This window comes from Bacillus carboniphilus (assembly GCF_039522365.1).
Taxonomy (GTDB): domain Bacteria; phylum Bacillota; class Bacilli; order Bacillales; family JC228; genus Bacillus_BF; species Bacillus_BF carboniphilus.
The window spans coordinates 59638-76743 of record NZ_BAAADJ010000060.1 but is presented as its reverse complement, the minus strand read 5'-3'; the positions used below and the strand labels follow the sequence as shown (position 1 = coordinate 76743).

At 38.8% G+C, this 17106-nt stretch carries 18 protein-coding genes; 15 read left to right on the top strand and 3 right to left on the bottom strand.

Features of this window, described 5'->3' with window-relative positions:
* Positions 1 to 94 precede the first annotated feature (94 nt).
* The 5 genes from motA (at position 95) to map (ending at position 5182) form a co-directional block, all read left to right on the top strand.
* A complete protein-coding gene (gene motA / locus ABDZ91_RS18055; RefSeq protein WP_343802050.1) occupies positions 95 to 886 on the top strand; it encodes a flagellar motor stator protein MotA in 792 nt (263 codons plus the stop codon).
* On the top strand, positions 879 to 1664 hold the full coding sequence (gene motB / locus ABDZ91_RS18050; protein WP_343802047.1) for a flagellar motor protein MotB: 786 nt from the start codon (positions 879 to 881) through the stop codon (positions 1662 to 1664). The genes motA and motB overlap by 8 nt, the downstream gene beginning before the upstream one ends.
* A gap of 121 nt (positions 1665 to 1785) precedes the next feature.
* Complete coding sequence (locus ABDZ91_RS18045) at positions 1786 to 2886, top strand: carbohydrate kinase (protein WP_343802044.1); 1101 nt, start codon at positions 1786 to 1788, stop codon at positions 2884 to 2886.
* Between the two features lie 308 nt (positions 2887 to 3194).
* A complete protein-coding gene (locus ABDZ91_RS18040) occupies positions 3195 to 4106 on the top strand; it encodes a pseudouridine-5'-phosphate glycosidase (RefSeq protein ID WP_343802041.1) in 912 nt (303 codons plus the stop codon).
* Between the two features lie 317 nt (positions 4107 to 4423).
* Positions 4424 to 5182, top strand: a complete 759-nt coding sequence (gene map / locus ABDZ91_RS18035; protein WP_343802038.1) for a type I methionyl aminopeptidase — start codon at positions 4424 to 4426, stop codon at positions 5180 to 5182.
* Positions 5183 to 5296: 114 nt separating this feature from the next.
* Here the strand turns inward: map and ABDZ91_RS18030 are convergent, their stop codons facing one another.
* On the bottom strand, positions 5297 to 5512 hold the full coding sequence (locus ABDZ91_RS18030) for a DUF1128 family protein (protein ID WP_343802035.1): 216 nt from the start codon (positions 5510 to 5512) through the stop codon (positions 5297 to 5299).
* Positions 5513 to 5609: 97 nt separating this feature from the next.
* Here ABDZ91_RS18030 and ABDZ91_RS18025 point away from each other — a divergent pair, with 97 nt between their 5' ends.
* Genes ABDZ91_RS18025 through ABDZ91_RS18015 form a run of 3 tightly spaced genes read left to right on the top strand, consistent with a single transcriptional unit; the run spans position 5610 to position 7317 of the window.
* A complete protein-coding gene (locus ABDZ91_RS18025) occupies positions 5610 to 6080 on the top strand; it encodes a low molecular weight protein-tyrosine-phosphatase (RefSeq protein ID WP_343802032.1) in 471 nt (156 codons plus the stop codon).
* Between the two features lie 35 nt (positions 6081 to 6115).
* Positions 6116 to 6445 (top strand): hypothetical protein, encoded by a 330-nt coding sequence (locus ABDZ91_RS18020; RefSeq protein ID WP_343802029.1) that lies wholly within the window; start codon positions 6116 to 6118, stop codon positions 6443 to 6445.
* A 41-nt stretch (positions 6446 to 6486) separates the two neighbouring features.
* Positions 6487 to 7317: a YihY/virulence factor BrkB family protein gene (locus ABDZ91_RS18015; protein WP_343802026.1), complete on the top strand. Its 831-nt coding sequence runs from the start codon at positions 6487 to 6489 to the stop codon at positions 7315 to 7317.
* Positions 7318 to 7534: 217 nt separating this feature from the next.
* Here ABDZ91_RS18015 and ABDZ91_RS18010 read toward each other — a convergent pair whose 3' ends face one another.
* Entirely contained in the window at positions 7535 to 8728 is a 1194-nt protein-coding gene (locus tag ABDZ91_RS18010; protein WP_343802023.1) for an MFS transporter, read from the bottom strand.
* 122 nt (positions 8729 to 8850) lie between these two features.
* Here ABDZ91_RS18010 and ABDZ91_RS18005 point away from each other — a divergent pair, with 122 nt between their 5' ends.
* From ABDZ91_RS18005 to rlmD, 7 genes are all read left to right on the top strand, one after another.
* Positions 8851 to 9237 (top strand): OsmC family protein, encoded by a 387-nt coding sequence (locus ABDZ91_RS18005; RefSeq protein WP_343802020.1) that lies wholly within the window; start codon positions 8851 to 8853, stop codon positions 9235 to 9237.
* 355 nt (positions 9238 to 9592) lie between these two features.
* Positions 9593 to 10393, top strand: coding sequence for a YfkD famly protein (locus ABDZ91_RS18000; protein WP_425541865.1), 801 nt, complete (start codon positions 9593 to 9595; stop codon positions 10391 to 10393).
* Between the two features lie 348 nt (positions 10394 to 10741).
* Positions 10742 to 10915, top strand: a complete 174-nt coding sequence (locus ABDZ91_RS17995; protein WP_343802017.1) for an SE1561 family protein — start codon at positions 10742 to 10744, stop codon at positions 10913 to 10915.
* A gap of 182 nt (positions 10916 to 11097) precedes the next feature.
* Positions 11098 to 12645 (top strand): fumarate hydratase, encoded by a 1548-nt coding sequence (locus ABDZ91_RS17990; protein ID WP_343802014.1) that lies wholly within the window; start codon positions 11098 to 11100, stop codon positions 12643 to 12645.
* Between the two features lie 577 nt (positions 12646 to 13222).
* Complete coding sequence (gene pdaA, locus ABDZ91_RS17985; RefSeq protein ID WP_343802116.1) at positions 13223 to 13966, top strand: delta-lactam-biosynthetic de-N-acetylase; 744 nt, start codon at positions 13223 to 13225, stop codon at positions 13964 to 13966.
* A 118-nt stretch (positions 13967 to 14084) separates the two neighbouring features.
* Complete coding sequence (locus tag ABDZ91_RS17980; protein ID WP_343802011.1) at positions 14085 to 14993, top strand: DNA-3-methyladenine glycosylase family protein; 909 nt, start codon at positions 14085 to 14087, stop codon at positions 14991 to 14993.
* Positions 14956 to 16368 (top strand): 23S rRNA (uracil(1939)-C(5))-methyltransferase RlmD, encoded by a 1413-nt coding sequence (rlmD, locus tag ABDZ91_RS17975; RefSeq protein WP_425541864.1) that lies wholly within the window; start codon positions 14956 to 14958, stop codon positions 16366 to 16368. The genes ABDZ91_RS17980 and rlmD overlap by 38 nt, the downstream gene beginning before the upstream one ends.
* Positions 16369 to 16472: 104 nt before the next feature.
* Here rlmD and ABDZ91_RS17970 read toward each other — a convergent pair whose 3' ends face one another.
* Positions 16473 to 17048, bottom strand: coding sequence for a CBO0543 family protein (locus ABDZ91_RS17970; RefSeq protein WP_343802009.1), 576 nt, complete (start codon positions 17046 to 17048; stop codon positions 16473 to 16475).
* Positions 17049 to 17106: the final 58 nt, after the last annotated feature.

Below are 17106 nucleotides of genomic sequence, written 5' to 3'. Positions count from 1 at the left end.
GAGTCGATAATAAGAATAAGAATCCTATCCAGATGTGTGTTGTTTACATGATGGGATTAAAATGCTTTAAAGTACAAGAGGATAGGTGTCGCACATGGATAAAACATCAATTATAGGAATTATATTAGCAGTTGTCGCAATTGGCGTTGGGATGACTTTAAAAAATGTAGAGGTAGGAGTGTTATTAAATCCAGCTGCCTTACTGATTATCATACTAGGAACAATTGCTGCAGTAGTCATAGCCTTTCCTACAAAAGAAATTAAGCGAATTCCCAAGTTATTCGGAGTTATTTTTAAAGAACAGAAATTAGTACCGGATCAAGAATTGATTCAGACTTTCTCTGACATGGCGCAAGTAGCTAGAAAAGAAGGCTTATTGGCTCTTGAAGCAGCGTCTTCGGATATTGATGATCCTTTTTTACGGAATGGATTAACGCTAGCAGTTGATGGCCAAAGTGCAGAATATATAAGAGATGTATTAACAGAAGAAATTGAAGCTATGGAAGAAAGACATGCTTCAGGTGCAGCCATTTTTTCACAAGCAGGTACATATGCACCAACTTTAGGAGTGTTAGGCGCTGTAGTGGGTCTGATTGCAGCACTAACCCATATGGACAACACAGCTGCTCTCGGGGAAGCCATCAGTGCAGCCTTTGTTGCTACGCTAATGGGGATCTTTACGGGCTATATGCTTTGGCATCCATTTGCAAACAAGCTAAAACAGAAGTCTATGGAAGAGGCCAAGCAGAAACGTTTGATGATTGAAGGAATCCTTTCCATTTTAGAAGGAGAGAACCCTAGAATAATAGAGCAAAAACTCGCTTCTTTCTTACCAGTAGAAGAAAGAAAGAACCTCCTTACAGAAGGCGTGATGGAAGATGCCTAAGAAAAAGAAGAAAAAAAGTGAAGGGCACCACATGGATGAATCATGGTTACTGCCCTATGCAGATTTATTAACATTATTATTAGCTGTTTTCATTGTACTTTTTTCAATGAGTTCTGTTGATGCGAGTAAATTTAATCAGCTGTCAAAAGCTTTCAATGATGTTTTTACTGGTGGAACAGGGCCTTTAGACTATCCGAGTCCAATTCCTGAAGGAGAAAAGGAATCTTCCGATGAAATCCCGATGGACCGTAATTCAACGGAAAAAGAAAAGGACAAAGAGTCAGAAGGGGAAATAGAGCAAACAGAAACCGAAAAGCTTCAAGACATTCAAACAACGATGAATGAGTTTATTCAAGAGAAGGGGTTACAAGGAGAACTAGAAACCTCTCTAACAGATGAAGGGTTAATGATCACCATTGGAGACAGCATCTTGTTTTCTTCAGGTAGTGCAGAAGTGAGTCCAGAAAATCTACGTATAGCACGAGAACTATCTGATTTATTGGTACTAGAAGAAACTAGAAATATTGTGATTAGTGGTCATACAGATAATGTGCCTATTCGGAACATAAACTTTGAATCGAATTGGGAACTAAGTGTTATGCGTGCCGTTAACTTTATGAAGCTCTTATTGGAAAATGAACAACTCGATCCGAGGATGTTTAGTGCAAAGGGCTATGGAGAATACAACCCAGTTTCAGATAACAGCACCAATGAAGGTAGAGCAAAAAATCGAAGAGTAGAGATATTGATATTACCAAATAATACGGAAGAATCATGATTTTAACCCTAGTTAACTACTAGGGTTCTTTTATTGGGATTTTGTTGCTTTTTATTTTTAAACACTTGTTATTTATTTGGACATTTGTTTAAATTAAGGTAAGTATGGTGGGGGGAGTACTATGAACGAGAAAGAAACGTTAATATTGCAAATTATCCAAGAAAATCCTTTTATAACACAGAATGAAATGGCTGAGAGAACCGGTTTATCCCGATCAGCGATAGCAGGTTACATTTCAACGTTAACAAAACAAGGAAAATTATTAGGAAGGGCCTATGTCATTCCAAACAATACTGGATTTGTCTGTATTGGAGGAGCCAACATAGATAAAAAGCTTCAGGTTAATAAGAAACTCATTTATGGAACGTCAAACCCTGCTTTTAGTACAAAGGCAAGTGGAGGAGTTGCGAGAAACGTAGCTGAAAATCTTGGGAGACTAGGCAGTAAAGTATCTTTGATTACGGTTGTCGGAGACGATCATGAAGGTCAATGGTTATTAGATCATACGAAAAGGTTTGTGGACGTTACTCCGTCACAGGTATGGCCAGAGGAATCAACTGGAACCTACACGGCACTCCTCAATGAAAGTGGAGAAATGGAAGTAGCTCTAGCGGACATGGGGATTTATGATAAGGTTACCGTTTCATTTATTGAGAAAAGATGGGGATTCTTATCATCAGCGGGCATGATCTTCCTAGATACCAACTTCTCGACAGAAGTAATGGAATATGTCATTAAACGTTGTGCTCAAGAAGATCTCTCTCTAACGATTACCCCGGTTTCCTCGCCTAAAGCTAAGAATCTTCCTAATCAATTAAGGGGAGTAACTTGGTTAATAGCTAATCAAGAGGAAGCAGAGGTTATCTCAAATCATCAAATAGTAACTGATGGGGACTATTTTAAGGCAGCAGAGGAAATTGTAAAAAAAGGAGTAGAATCCGCTGTCATTACCAGAGGAGACAAAGGGTTAATTTATTATACAAAAGCTGGTGAAGCAGGAGCGGTTATTCCTCCTTCTAGTATTAACGTGAAGGATGTGACAGGTGCCGGTGATTCCCTTGTATCTGGTATTCTGTATGCCTCCGCAAAGGGATTTAGTACAGAGGATGCGTGTAAACTAGGGGTGGCTTGTTCCATTCTAACTCTCCAAACAAACGAAACAGTCAATACATCCCTGAATCATAGTACATTGCTTGAGACTTTTCATAGATATTTTAAATAATGTTTTTTAGAATGCATGCTTTTGTAAGAGTAGTTGATATTTGCATATTATTGTCAGACTGCAGTTGATTGGAGTGGAAGGTGCTTGACTCCTGTGGGAGGAAGGGACAAGGGAGACCCCGCAGGAGCGATAGCGACGAGGAGGCTCCCGGACCGCCCACGGAAAGCAAGCACCTGCAACGGAAATTAACGGCCTGAGTTCGTGGAACTAACTATTATCTAAAGAAACATAGTATGCAAAAGTAGAAAAATTAATAGACAATAAAAAAAACTTAAAGCTCATGAATAAACAAATTAAAGGAGACATCTATGAATTACAAAATGATACTTTCAGAAGAAGTAAAAACAGCAAAAGAAAACGGAACACCCATTATTGCATTAGAATCAACAATCATCACACATGGTATGCCATACCCACAAAATATCCAAACAGCCATTGAAGTAGAGGACATCATTCGCGAAGCTGGTGCTGTCCCAGCTACAATCGCAATCCTAAATGGCACCATTCATATCGGGCTTTCCAAAGATGAAATCGAAGAACTTGCCAAAACAGAAGGTGTAATCAAGGCAAGTAGAAGAGACCTACCCTATATCGTTGCTCAAGGATTAAACGGAGCAACTACTGTCGCAGGAACCATGATTTGTGCACAATTAGCCGGCATTCAATTCTTTGTAACAGGAGGAATTGGCGGGGTACATCGAGGTGCAGAAGAAACAATGGACATTTCTGCTGATCTGGAAGAACTAGCTCAAACAAACGTAGCTGTCATTTGTGCAGGGGCAAAGTCTATATTAGATTTAGGCCTAACAATGGAATACCTTGAAACCAAAGGAGTTCCAGTAATCGGCTATCAAACAAAATCTCTCCCAGCTTTCTATACAAGAACTAGCCCTTTTGAAGTCAACATTAAAGTAGATTCACCGGATGAGATTGCAAAGCTAATTAAAACGAAGTGGGACCTAAATCTTCAAGGAGGGGTAGTGATTGCAAACCCAATACCTGAAGAAGATGCATTAGATGAGAGCTTCATGAATGAAGTAATCAGTAAAGCATTGGCAGAAGCAGAGGCCAATCATATCCACGGAAAAGAAGTAACCCCATTCCTACTGGACAAAGTAAAACAACTGACAGACGGAAAAAGTCTTGAAGCGAATATTGCACTAGTGAAAAATAATGCTCGTGTAGGTGCGAAAATTGCAATGGCTTTTGGTGCAGAATAATAAATAGTAAAGAAAAGGGCCGCTTAGGTGGTTCTTTTTTGTACGCTTCTGTTCATTGCGAGGATTATATCAGCCAAACGGGAACTAGGCTGGATAATAAGTGTTAGTTTTAACTATTACTTTTCAGTTGGTACCAGTATTCAAAGGTAGATAAAAATACTTGCACAATTCAGCGGTTCTTAAGCATTGAGTAGTAGCAGATAATAAGGCCCAAATCTAAGAAAGCTGCTTACCAAGATACCTTTTTGGTTAAACAGTTTCAGATTTTGCTGTAAAATGATACCATGACAGCAATGTAGTTTGAAGGGATGAATAAAATGATTGTATTAAAATCACAGAGGGAAATAGAAAAAATGAAAAAGGCTGGTGAACTTCTTGCAGAGGTTCATCAACAATTATCCCAGTTGATTGTACCAGGAATCACAACATGGGAAATTGATCAATTTGTAGAATCATTCTTAAAGAAACATGGTGCAACTCCTGAACAAAAAGGGTATAAGGGTTATGAATATGCAACCTGCGCAAGTATTAATGATGAGATCTGCCATGGATTTCCGAGAAAAAAGCCTCTCAATGAGGGAGACATCGTAACGATTGATATGGTTGTGAACTTGGATGGAGGCTTGGCCGATTCTGCTTGGAGTTATGCTGTAGGCAATATTTCAGATGAGAATAAAAAACTACTAGAGGTTACAGAAAAAGCGTTATACCTTGGGATTGAACAAGCAGTCGCAGGGAATCGTGTAGGAGATATTGGGCATGCTATCCAGTCTTATGTAGAAGAGAATGGGTTCTCTGTGGTAAGAGATTTCATCGGCCATGGAATTGGGGCAGCCATGCATGAAAAACCAGATATTCCTCATTACGGTCAAGCGGGAAAAGGAATTCGATTAAAAGAAGGAATGGTCTTTACGATTGAACCGATGGTGAATGTGGGGGCATATCAATCAAAAATGGATAACAATGGTTGGACGGCTAGAACAGTAGATGGATCACGCTCAGCACAGTACGAGCACACCATTGCGATTTTAAAAGATGGACCGGTTATTTTAACAGAACAAAAGAAAAAAGGGTGAATCTAATTCGTTCCCCTTTTCTCTCATTCGCCAAAATATTACCTGAATTTTGTGAAAAATTACAAAAACAGAATTTCCTCGGCAATAATTTCAAAGAATCGACATGTATTCTTCTTAATTAGAAACTTTTAATGACCGGATATCATTGATAATGGCTTCGATTTCACTGGGGCTAAAATGAGATTTGCGCATAACCATTTTATGTAGATACTGCAAATCTTCTAAAGCATCTTCTTTAAATCCAGCTGAACTAAAGGCTTGAAGGTTAATTAGTTTAAGCTTTGTGGCCATTTCGTCTAAAAGCTTTGTGATTTCTTCTTGATTATTCATGATTTGATTGAACCCCTCTCAAAGGAAAAAAATAGTTACGTATAATCATTTCATAAGTTAAAAATCTTGTCAAAACCTAGTGAACAGGAGGTCTTCCATGATTCGAGTATTATTTGTTTGTTTAGGGAATATTTGTCGTTCTCCCCTAGCAGAAGCTGTTTTTCGACATAAAATTAACCAAAAGAATTTAAGTTCTACTATTGAAGTAGATTCTGCAGGAACAGGGAACTGGCACGTTGGCCATCCACCTCACAATGGTACTCAAAAGATTTTAAGACAAAACCAGATTCCATTTGATGGGATCATTGCGAGACAGGTGACAGAAACGGACCTGCATGATTTTCAATACATAATAGCAATGGATACGAGCAATGTTGAAAACCTAAAAAAGCTATCAAAGGATTTTCCGAACTCCAAAGTGTTCCGACTTCTTGAATTTGCAGACCAACAGAATGCTTTAGATGTTCCTGACCCTTATTTTACTGGGAATTTTGAAGAAGTATACCAAATGGTTAATGAGAGTTGCACGAAACTTTTAGAATACATTATAAACAAACATGAATTGTGATGGACAATGATAATACATTATTAAGGAGGATTAAAATGGGGAACAGTAAATTTTTAAAGGGAGTAATGTGGGGAGCCCTTATTGGGGGAGCTGTAACATTGCTAGACAAAGAAACGAGACAAGAATTTATGCAAACTGGGAAGAAAGCGGGTCAAGCTTTGAGGAACCCAAAACAAACGACTCAGAAAATAAAAGAGAAAGTGCAAGATTGGCAAGAAGCTTATGAACATATCCGGGATGATGTTACTTACATCTCAGATAAACTTTATGAACTAAAAGATGTACCACCGAAAGTAACGGATATTATCAATGAGTCTAAAAAAGCAATCGATGGTACAAACGATAACAATAAAATAGGAGAGTAAATATTAGTTCAGGTCAAAATCTTTGGTAGGGAGTGAGTTGATTGGGAACTAAAAAGGTAGGAATACCTTCCCTCATATTTCGATTTTTTCGCCGCTTTCAACAAGACGATGTCATTGGCCTGGCTGCTCAAATTGCATACTTTTTATTATTATCTCTGTTTCCATTACTTATTTTTTTAGTAAGTCTAGTTCCATACTTGCCCATTACTCATATAGATATTTTGAATGTGATTCGGGATTTTGCTCCTGGAGAGTCCATAATGCTCATTGAAGAAAACTTACATCAGATTATGGAGCATCATAATGGAAAGCTCTTAACATTTGGGGTTATAGCAACACTCTGGACAGCTTCTAATGGTATCAACTCAGTCGTGAAGGGATTTAACAGAGCGTATAATGTAAACGAAAACCGCCCTTTTTGGAAAGCTAGAACCATGTCGATTGTTCTGACAGTAGCAATGATTACGGTTTTTATCATTGCATTATTATTACCGGTGTTTGGTAAACAAATTGGTCTGTTTATCGCCTCTAGTTTTAATATATCAACTGAGTTTTTGCACCTATGGAATACAATCCGTTGGGTCATTAGTATTGTGATCATTTTTATTGTATTTCTAGGGCTATATATGATTGCTCCCAATAAAAAAATATCTATATCACACGCGCTTCCAGGGGCACTCATTGCCCTAATTGGCTTTGTATTAGCCTCCTTGGCATTCTCTTACTATGTAGATAACTTCGGTAATTACTCCATCACATACGGGAGTATTGGGGGTATTATTGTGTTAATGATTTGGTTTTATTTATCAGCTTTTATGATAATGGTAGGTGGAGAAGTGAATGCTCTACTTGGGGAAGTAAAAGGTGACTAGGCATGTTTAACTGATAAAATATTCCTGCTGTTATCTATCGGTCTGTGGGAAATCCTTTTAGTAAGGGGGGATTGGACCATGGCGAAACATACGAAAAAAGACGGAAACACAAAGCAAAACAAAAAGAGTCATCCAAAACATAAAACCTCTGGTTCAGCAAACGGTCAAAACGGATATCACTAAAAACGAAAAGGCTTCCCTATTTAAGGGGAGCCTTTTAAGCGGAAATTGATTCTTTAGAAGCTTGGGAAGAGTGTGTTGCTTTTTTTCCTCCAAATACGACCGTTATTAAGTAGATCATGAACAACATGACACTGATAATTAAGAAGAAGCTCACACCTTCGAATAATTGAATGAAGGTCCCTCCGATATAAGGGCCAGCCAAACTACCAATACTAAAGGCAATACCACACAATAAGTTTCCTGTTGGCAGCAAGTTTCTAGGCATTAGATCGGTCATGTAACTGATTCCTAAAGAAAAAGTAGAACCAACTAACATTCCTGCAATAAACAAGCAAACCGTTAGAGCCACAACAGAGTGCTCTAAAAAGCTAGCGGTTGTAAAACTGATAAAGCCAAACAGGAGTACTAAGCTAAGCACCTGTTTTCTACCCCATTTATCACTTAAAATCCCGAGTGGAAGCTGAAAGACAATTCCCCCAATAGCAAACGCTGCAAGTAGAACGGAGATACTACTAACATCAATTCCGATTCTCATCCCATAAACAGGAAAACTACCATTTAGGGAAGCCTCTAAAAACCCATACCCAAGAGGGGGCAAGAATGCAACCCATGCGTACTTAGCTGCTTTTGAAAATCGTTTCATGGTCTCAGTTATTGAATTAACTTCAATGGTTTGCTCAGGGTAGTCATTTTTTAGGAAAAATATAAAGACCCAGGCAATTAGACACAATATGGATGAAATAATGAATGGAAGGGCTTGGTTCACATTTACTAAAGGTGCCATTAAAGGTCCAGCAGCAAACCCGACTCCAAAGAATAGACCATATAGGGATATGTTACGACCTCTTTTTGACTCTGGTGAGAAAGAAGTAATCCATGTTTGCGTACCGAAATGTAAGGCATGGTCACCAATTCCAATAAACAAACGTAAAACAAACCAAAACCAAAAGGACGTCCATAATGGAAATAACGCGAGTGATACGATAACAAGCAGTCCACCTAAGACAATAATTGGCTTGTACCCGTATTTTCTTAAAGGGTGCTCCATAAACGGACTTATTAAAAGAATTCCAATATATAAACCTGTTGCATTTAAGCCATTAAGACTGGAAGAGACACCTTCTGTCTCCAAGATAATAGCGATAAGAGGAAGTAGCATTCCTTGACTAAAGCCTGAGATAGCTACAATACTTATTAAAATCCAAAAACGGAATGTTTCGCTTTTCATAAGAAGTCTCCTGATTCTGTAAAAGTGTTTACCTTTAATGATGGTAGCCCCAATCATAATTCTTGGCAAGTAAAATCTTACTTCGATAAGATAACAATATAAAAGGAAAGGGAGTTGGCAGTATGAAATTTATTTTAAAACAAGAAGGCGGCTTTAAATCGGAGCTTCCATATGGTGAATTACATGTATCAGGTGATGAAACAAAAGGGTTTCGGCCTTTTCAATTATTAGTTGCATCCGTTGCTGTTTGCAGTGGAGGAGTGCTCCAAAAGGTTTTGGAGAAGAAGAGATTGGAAATTGAGGATCTAAGTGTAAAAACTGAAGTGAAAAGAAACCCGGATGAAGCAAACCGAGTAACGGATCTACATATGCACTTTGTGATCAAAGGACAAGACCTGAAAAATGAGGTCGTTGAGAAGTCCATGGAATTGGCTAGAAAAAATTGTCCGATGTATCAATCAGTAAAAGATAGTATAAAAATTACTGAAAGTTATGAGATTGTTTCTTAGGCTTATAACAAATTTAAACCCCCGTTTCGTCTAACGGGGGTCAGTCGTTTTCATATTAAATTTTTACCATAACAGTTTTATAGGTGATTCCGAACGAACATTTTACTAAGAAAGGTTTATTAGCACTCGTAGCCTTGGTTGGTAAGCATTCCTCCTCTTCAGAAGTTTCGTGTGCCACTTGCCCTCCTTCGTTTTAGGTTAAACTTATATTACCACAATATCAGATAGTTGTAAATATTCTAAATATTACAAAACAATTACAAATTTAGGTTTATTTTTATTAAGATGGATAATACCGGACTACAACGAAAAAAATATGGAAGAATACATGAGCTTTGAAAGGAGTAGAGCACCTTTGAAGAAACTAGTTCAAGCTTTTATTATTGTATTTTTCCTCCTTGGTACGATCGGGAATGTCCAGGCAGAAAAGAATCCAAAGGAAAATGCGTATAAAATTCCGGAATCTGTTTTGAATATTGCAAAGGAAAATACGTATCCCAACCCAACACAGGATTTACCGTATTTACAACCAAGTGACTTTACACAGAATTTGTTAGAATCATCAAAGGTTAGAATTGAAAATCCTGACTTAATAAGAATGTTAAATGAATCCTCGGTAAACAAAACGCCGTTTGCACTAGGATTGAGAGCTACCATTTATCTTGGAGAGTGGCCACTTTACTATGAGTCAACGGAAACAGCTCCAAATTGGGAATACCAAAAAATAAACACAAACTTTTATGATAACCGAGGCGGAAAATCCCCCTATCAAATGCACTATGTGCAAGAAGCACAGAAAGTTGTTCGTGGCGGTTTAACAGCAAAGGTAGCGAATGCTGACGATGTCATGAAAATGATGATGTTAAAAGCTAGTGAAAAATCAAAGCTACCATTAGCATTCGAAACGATTGTCGGAGCAGGTACGAAAAAGGATCAAATCTATAATATACCGACGAAACGACTAGGCTATCTATATGCGTTTGCACCGGCAATCAACGAAAAGGGCAAAGTAACGTACGGAGAAGTATACATCGTCCTAAAGGGACATAAAAGGCAAGTTGTCGTGAAAAACGTAACCACTCAAGGAATCGGTGCCTGGATTCCTGTTCAAGACCATATTTCGTTCACGTTTGTTTCATCTGAGCGGCCAAAGTAAAAGGAGAAGCTGTCTGGGGGCAGCTTCTTTTTTATGGGTTGTTAGAGTGGCGGTGGTTATGTCTAAGTTTTGAAGGGGTAGTTGGTAAAAGTAGAACAAAAATGGATTTTATGCCAAGTTTTGCAAAGGGAGTTGATGAAACCAGAGCATAAAAGGAACAAGAACTAACATCCGGTTATCTAGTGCTTGTCAAATCTGAGTTTTTCTTTCAGTAATCATTTACACAAATAAGGCGAAGTACGATTTTTTTCATACCAGTGGGTAAAACTAATATCAAAATGATTAGGATTCGTTGAACAATCTCGGTAAATAAGGTACCATGGACAAGGTATGAAAGGAGCGAGTCTCGTGGCAGAAACAGTAAAAAAAAATGATGAGCAAATCCAGGCATTAAAGCAAAGATTACATAAGTTTTTAGATGCTATTGAAACCATTGATCCAGAGGAAACCAACCTGGAAGATATAGATCGACTACTTTCAATGATTGAAGATATCGAAGAAAAGCTTCAGCAAGTGAAGTAAATGAAAAACCTTCCGCTACATAGTGGAAGGTTTTTTTGTTAAACCGCTTTCTTTAATTTGTAAGAAAAAAGGAGTATAATGGTTTGTGTTAAAGCATAAAAGTTATGACTAATTCTATTTTGAAATAATAAAACGGTCGGGAATTTTTCCGTCCATACAGTTCTAAGAGGGGGAACCGTAGGATGAACTTAGCAAATCTTCAAGAGAGCATGTATCAATTAATTGTTGAAACATCTACTAATCTACCAAAAGATGTTCGTCGTGCTATTAAAGCGGCTAAAGCAAAGGAGAATGCTGGAACTCGTTCAGCCATGAGTTTAGCCACGATTACAAATAACATTCAGATGGCGGATGAAAAAGTATCACCAATCTGTCAGGACACAGGACTTCCAACTTTTAAAATCAAAACGCCAGTGGGTGTTAATCAGTTAAAAATCAAAGAAGCAATTTATGCTGCGATTGCACAAGCTACAAAGGATGGAAAGCTTCGTCCAAACTCTGTTGATTCTCTTACAGGAGCTAACAGTGGGGATAACCTTGGCTATGGTACCCCTGTAATCAAGTTTGAACAATGGGAAGAAAATTATATCGATGCACGCCTTATTTTAAAAGGTGGTGGCTGTGAAAATAAAAACATCCAGTACAGCTTACCTTGTGAGTTAGAAGGACTAGGAAGAGCGGGAAGAGACTTAGACGGTATTCGTAAGTGTGTCATGCACTCTGTATATCAAGCTCAAGGCCAAGGTTGTAGTGCAGGTTTCATCGGTGTTGGAATCGGTGGAGACCGTACTTCTGGATATGAACTTGCGAAAGATCAACTTTTCCGTCACGTGGATGATGTAAACCCAAATGAAGACCTTCGTAAGCTTGAAGATTATGTAATGGAGCATGCGAATGAGCTAGGGATCGGAACAATGGGATTCGGTGGAGAAACCACTCTACTTGGATGTAAAGTTGGCGTTATGAACCGTATTCCAGCAAGCTTCTTTGTGTCTGTTGCTTATAACTGTTGGGCTTACAGACGTCTAGGAATTCAAGTATCTCCTGAATCTGGTGAAATCACAGAATGGTTATACCAAGAGGGTGAAAAAATTGAATTCAATGATGCAGCTGAAACAGAAGTAGCAGCTTCAACAGAGGCGGCTCCAGAAGTAATTACATTGGAAGCTCCTATTACAGAGGAAAAAATTCGCTCTTTAAAAGTAGGCGATGTGGTACAAATTAACGGCCGTATGTACACCGGTCGTGATGCGATTCACAAGCACTTAATGGACAACGATGCACCAGTAGATTTAAACGGCCAGGTCATTTACCACTGTGGACCGGTTATGTTAAAAGACGCAGAAGGAAACTGGGAAGTTAAAGCAGCTGGTCCTACAACAAGTATTCGTGAGGAGCCTTACCAAGGGGATATCATGAAGAAATTCGGTATCCGTGCTGTTGTCGGTAAAGGTGGAATGGGACCTAAGACGCTTGCTGCCCTTGAAGAACACGGTGGCGTGTACTTGAATGCTATTGGTGGTGCCGCACAATACTATGCAGATTGTATTAAAGGCGTAGATGGCGTCGACCTAATGGAATTCGGTGTTCCTGAAGCAATGTGGCACCTAAATGTAGAAGGTTTCACAGCAGTTGTAACGATGGATTCTCATGGAAACAGCTTGCATAAAGATGTGGATAAATCTTCACTTGAGAAGTTAGCGCAGTTTAAAGATCCTGTTTTTAAATAAAATTTTATTGCCGCCCTTTTATGGGGCGGTTTTTTTTGGTTGGCAGTTAATTAAATTTGTGGGTTTTTTAATTGGATTTTAATAAAATAGGGAAGTTTTTGAAGGAAGTTATTTAAATTTAGTTGGAGTTTGTAAAATAGGCAGTTTTTTATAATCCAAACTGCATTTATTTGCTTTTTAGAGGTAAAACAGGTGTTGTTGGGTGGACTTATTGCTTGATATGTTAATATTGTTGGGGTGGTGAGTGCGGAAATTTTGTTTTGAGTGCGATTCTTTAATTTTGAGTGCGTAAAGTCGGTTTTAAGTGCGAAAAATTAAATTTGAGTGCGAATACTCGTTTGAGTGCGAAAACAGCATAATTGAGTGCGAATATTTCACTGTTAAGTGCGAAAAAATGAGTTTCAGTGCGGCTTCAGCTACGTTGCCTCCAAGAATTTGAATTCATCCCCTCAAACCATACCCCTCAGAAATAATTGCCAACCCCACATCAGAATGTTTATAAAAATCCAGCCAAAACTAATCAAAAAGGTTTTGGAGGATACGTATGAAGATTTTTAACAAAATGCTTATCGTTATAATGGCCGCACTATTGGTCACTCATACTACATATGCGGTTTCAAATGAATCCATTGGCTGGGGATTTAAGAAAGCGCGAAATGGACAGCCACCTGATGCAGGCGCTAAATATGAAAACCTGCTAGCGAAGTATGATGCCTTTTATAAAGGATCGCCCGATGAAAAAGTGTTATATCTCACATTTGATAATGGGTATGAGAATGGCTTCACTCCGCAAGTCTTAGACGTTTTAAAAGAAGAACAAGTGCCGGCTATTTTCTTTGTAACCGGGCACTATATTCGAACTGAACCAGAGCTGTTAAAGAGGATGGTTAACGAAGGTCACATTGTTGGGAATCATTCTAATTCTCATCCTGACTTTTCACGGACCTCGGATGATCAAATTAGAAGAGAATTAGCGTATGTTAAAGATGAGGTAGAAAAAATCACAGGGCAAAAGCACATGAACTATTTGCGCCCACCACGTGGAATATTTAGTGAAAGAACGTTGAAAGTGGCAAAAGAGGAAGGCTACACCCACGTCTTCTGGTCACTTGCCTTTATTGATTGGAAAGTGAAAGAGCAAAAAGGATGGAAGTATGCTTATGACTCCATCATGGCACAAATTCATCCTGGAGCCATTCTATTGCTTCACACTGTTTCAAAAGATAATGCAGATGCGTTACAAAAAGTCATACAAGATTTGAAGAAGCAAGGATATCGATTTGAAAGTCTAGACGATTTAGTAATGAATGAACCCCTGTAAAGATCTGACTGCATCCTGTTTAGGGTGTGGTCTTTTTTTGCCTCCTAGCAGGTAAAGGTGTAAAGCCATTTTCCTGTGTTATAATGGCAATAAATAGGAACAGAACGGAGAAACCACTATGATTCAAATGAAAGAGAAGGTTTGCGGTCCCTATCATTTTGATGGAATTTTACAAAGACTATCTTTAGATCCACTTAACCAGGTTGACCTAGAACAAAGGTTCATTAAGGTACCTGTCTACATCCAGGATGAGAAAATCCCAGTCACCGTACAAGCAACCGGAACATTAGAACAGCCGGAATTTTTACTAACGTTCCAGGAAAATAACCAGGTAACAAAAACTGATGTAAAGAAAGAAGTCGAACGTCTCTTCCAATGGAACACAAATATGCAGGAAATCCACGAGCATTTCCTCCAAACAGACTTAGCTCCTATTTTCGAGCAACATAAAGGGACACCACTTGTTCTCGACTTCGGCTTGTACTCATGCGTGATTAAGTGTATCATTCATCAGCAGCTAAATTTATCCTTTGCTTTTACCTTAACCCAAAGATTTGTTGAAACGTTTGGTGAACAAAAGGAAGGTGTCTGGTTTTATCCATCACCAGAGGTTATAGCGAACCTTAAAGTAGAGGACTTAAGGGAACTACAATTTAGTGGTCGGAAGGCAGAATATGTGATTGGATTTTCCCAGTTGGTAGCTTCAGGTGAAATTGATTTACATGAGTTGAAGTCAAAAGACGAAGCCTACATAATGGATACATTGATGCGGGTGAGGGGCATAGGAAAATGGACAGCCGAAAACTTCCTGTCATTCGGATTAGGGAGGCCTAACCTCTTTCCAGCAGCAGATATCGGATTGCAAAATGCATTAAAGAACTTACATCAATTAGACCGAAAACCAACCTATGAAGAAATGGATGAATGGAAAGAAGCATGGAAGCCTTATATGACCTATGCTTCTCTCTATCTATGGAGGAGTATTGAAAGTGCCACAACCAAAAAGAAAACCACAACAAACAAATAAAAAGTCAAATATAGACCTAAAAACAGGAGATACGTTTCCTCTAACTATTAAAAGGCTAGGGATTAACGGAGAAGGAATTGGTTACTTCAAAAGGGGAGCTGTGTTCGTTCCTGGAGCTTTGCCGGGTGAAGAAATTGTTGCAAAAGCAACGAAGATACATGAGCGCTTTGCGGAAGCGGAAATTCATAAGATTAGAAAAAAATCACCATCCAGAGTTATGCCACCTTGTAAAGTATATGAGCTATGTGGCGGGTGTCAGCTGCAGCATTTACATTACGATGACCAACTGGCTCACAAAAGAGACTTAGTGGTGCAGTCACTAGAGAGATATACAAAGCTTTCAGTACAAAAGCTAGATATCCGCCAGACGATTGGTATGGACAACCCTTGGCACTACCGAAATAAAAGTCAGTTCCAAGTTGGGAAGCGGGACAAAAAAGTGATCGCGGGTCTTTACAGTATGGACAGCCATAAGCTCATTGACATTGACGAGTGCATTGTCCAACACCCATTGACCAATAAGGTAACGACTACGGTCAAGCAGATTTTAGCCGACCTTAGCATTCCGGTTTTTGATGAACGCTCGAGAAAAGGTAGTGTTAAGACCATTGTAACTCGAATCGGAGTGGAGACGGGGCAAGTTCAAGTTGTACTCGTGACGGTAACGAAGGAATTGCCTAGAGAAGAAGCCGTGGTGGCGGAAATCGAAATGAGACTGCCTGAAGTAACCTCGATTATGCACAATTTTAATCCGAAGAAAACGTCCCTAATTTTCGGTGATAAAACAAGACATTTAAGAGGAAAACAAGCCATCCAAGAACAGCTAGATGTATTCACGTATGAGCTTTCAGCAAGAGCTTTCTTCCAGCTAAACCCTTACCAAACAAAAAAGTTATACAAGGAAGCTGAAAAGGCTGCGGGACTCACTGGTACCGAAAAAGTAGTGGATGCTTACTGTGGTGTCGGAACCATTGGAATCTGGCTATCTGCTAATGCGGGTGAAGTGCGTGGAATGGATGTCATTGCAGATGGAATTAAAGATGCACAGGAAAATGCAAAAGCACAAGGTATTGAAAATATCTCCTTTGAAGTGGGAAAAGCGGAGCAAGTTTTACCCAAGTGGGTGAAAGAAGGGTGGAAGCCTGATGTCGTAGTGGTAGACCCACCGCGTACGGGTTGTGATCAAGCGCTATTAAAAACCATCCTTCAAGTGAAGCCTAAGACACTAGTGTATGTATCCTGTAATCCTTCAACCTTAGCGAAGGATATTGACCACCTTAGTAGAAACTACAAGGTTCAATATATTCAACCTGTGGACATGTTTCCTCAGACGGCACATGTTGAAGCGGTTGTGAAGTTAGTACTTAAAAAGTAATAAGAAAATAAAACTGTTATAGGCAGGCCCTGATTTCGATGATGACTTTGTCGGATTTGGGGTCTTTCCATGTGAAGTCCTTACCGTTCATGACAATAAATGCGTTAATTTGTGATTTTCCCTAAATAGTAACCTGCTAAAAAAATGGTAATAATAACAATTAAATGGAAGATGATCCACCCAGATCTACCATAGCGAAATAATTCCCCATCGATAGGTCTTTTTAAGTGATCAGGAATCATTTTTCCACCTACCCATTCTAAAAATAGGAAATAAATCCACCACCATGTATAGGTATCCCATAAATCCCACTGGTAATCATATTTAATGATGGATGTATACCCTTTTATCATTGCTTCAATCCCAACTCCAATATGAACAATAGCCCAATAAAAAGGCACTTTCCATATCCATTGTTTAGGGCTGTATCTGACACCAAACATCACCCCAACAGGGAAGGTTAATGTCATAGCAATAAAGGGGATTTGCGATTGAACGGGGAAAGGAATGTGAGGGAATGAGTAAAATCCCAATTTAACAAAGACAAAGCATAATATAATTGCAACAGAGCTACTGGTTAGAAATAACAAACCGTAAGATTTCCAACCTTTTCTTAAAAAGAATAGGACTCCTATCGCCCCCAAAATAGTTGCCGTGTAATAGGTAATAGTAGCATTCACAATTTTGACCCCTTCATCTAATCTCTCTCTATTGTTTCCTTAATTTCCCATATAAAAC

What these genes read in the sequence shown, in the direction of transcription:
- motA (WP_343802050.1), top strand. Translation starts at nt 95, where the DNA reads ATGGATAAAACATCAATTATAGGAATTATATTAGCAGTTGTCGCAATT.
- motB (WP_343802047.1), top strand. Translation starts at nt 879, where the DNA reads ATGCCTAAGAAAAAGAAGAAAAAAAGTGAAGGGCACCACATGGATGAA.
- ABDZ91_RS18045 (WP_343802044.1), top strand. Translation starts at nt 1,786, where the DNA reads ATGAACGAGAAAGAAACGTTAATATTGCAAATTATCCAAGAAAATCCT.
- ABDZ91_RS18040 (WP_343802041.1), top strand. Translation starts at nt 3,195, where the DNA reads ATGAATTACAAAATGATACTTTCAGAAGAAGTAAAAACAGCAAAAGAA.
- map (WP_343802038.1), top strand. Translation starts at nt 4,424, where the DNA reads ATGATTGTATTAAAATCACAGAGGGAAATAGAAAAAATGAAAAAGGCT.
- ABDZ91_RS18030 (WP_343802035.1), bottom strand. Translation starts at nt 5,512, where the DNA reads ATGAATAATCAAGAAGAAATCACAAAGCTTTTAGACGAAATGGCCACA.
- ABDZ91_RS18025 (WP_343802032.1), top strand. Translation starts at nt 5,610, where the DNA reads ATGATTCGAGTATTATTTGTTTGTTTAGGGAATATTTGTCGTTCTCCC.
- ABDZ91_RS18020 (WP_343802029.1), top strand. Translation starts at nt 6,116, where the DNA reads ATGGGGAACAGTAAATTTTTAAAGGGAGTAATGTGGGGAGCCCTTATT.
- ABDZ91_RS18010 (WP_343802023.1), bottom strand. Translation starts at nt 8,728, where the DNA reads ATGAAAAGCGAAACATTCCGTTTTTGGATTTTAATAAGTATTGTAGCT.
- ABDZ91_RS18005 (WP_343802020.1), top strand. Translation starts at nt 8,851, where the DNA reads ATGAAATTTATTTTAAAACAAGAAGGCGGCTTTAAATCGGAGCTTCCA.
- ABDZ91_RS17990 (WP_343802014.1), top strand. Translation starts at nt 11,098, where the DNA reads ATGAACTTAGCAAATCTTCAAGAGAGCATGTATCAATTAATTGTTGAA.
- pdaA (WP_343802116.1), top strand. Translation starts at nt 13,223, where the DNA reads ATGGCCGCACTATTGGTCACTCATACTACATATGCGGTTTCAAATGAA.
- ABDZ91_RS17980 (WP_343802011.1), top strand. Translation starts at nt 14,085, where the DNA reads ATGATTCAAATGAAAGAGAAGGTTTGCGGTCCCTATCATTTTGATGGA.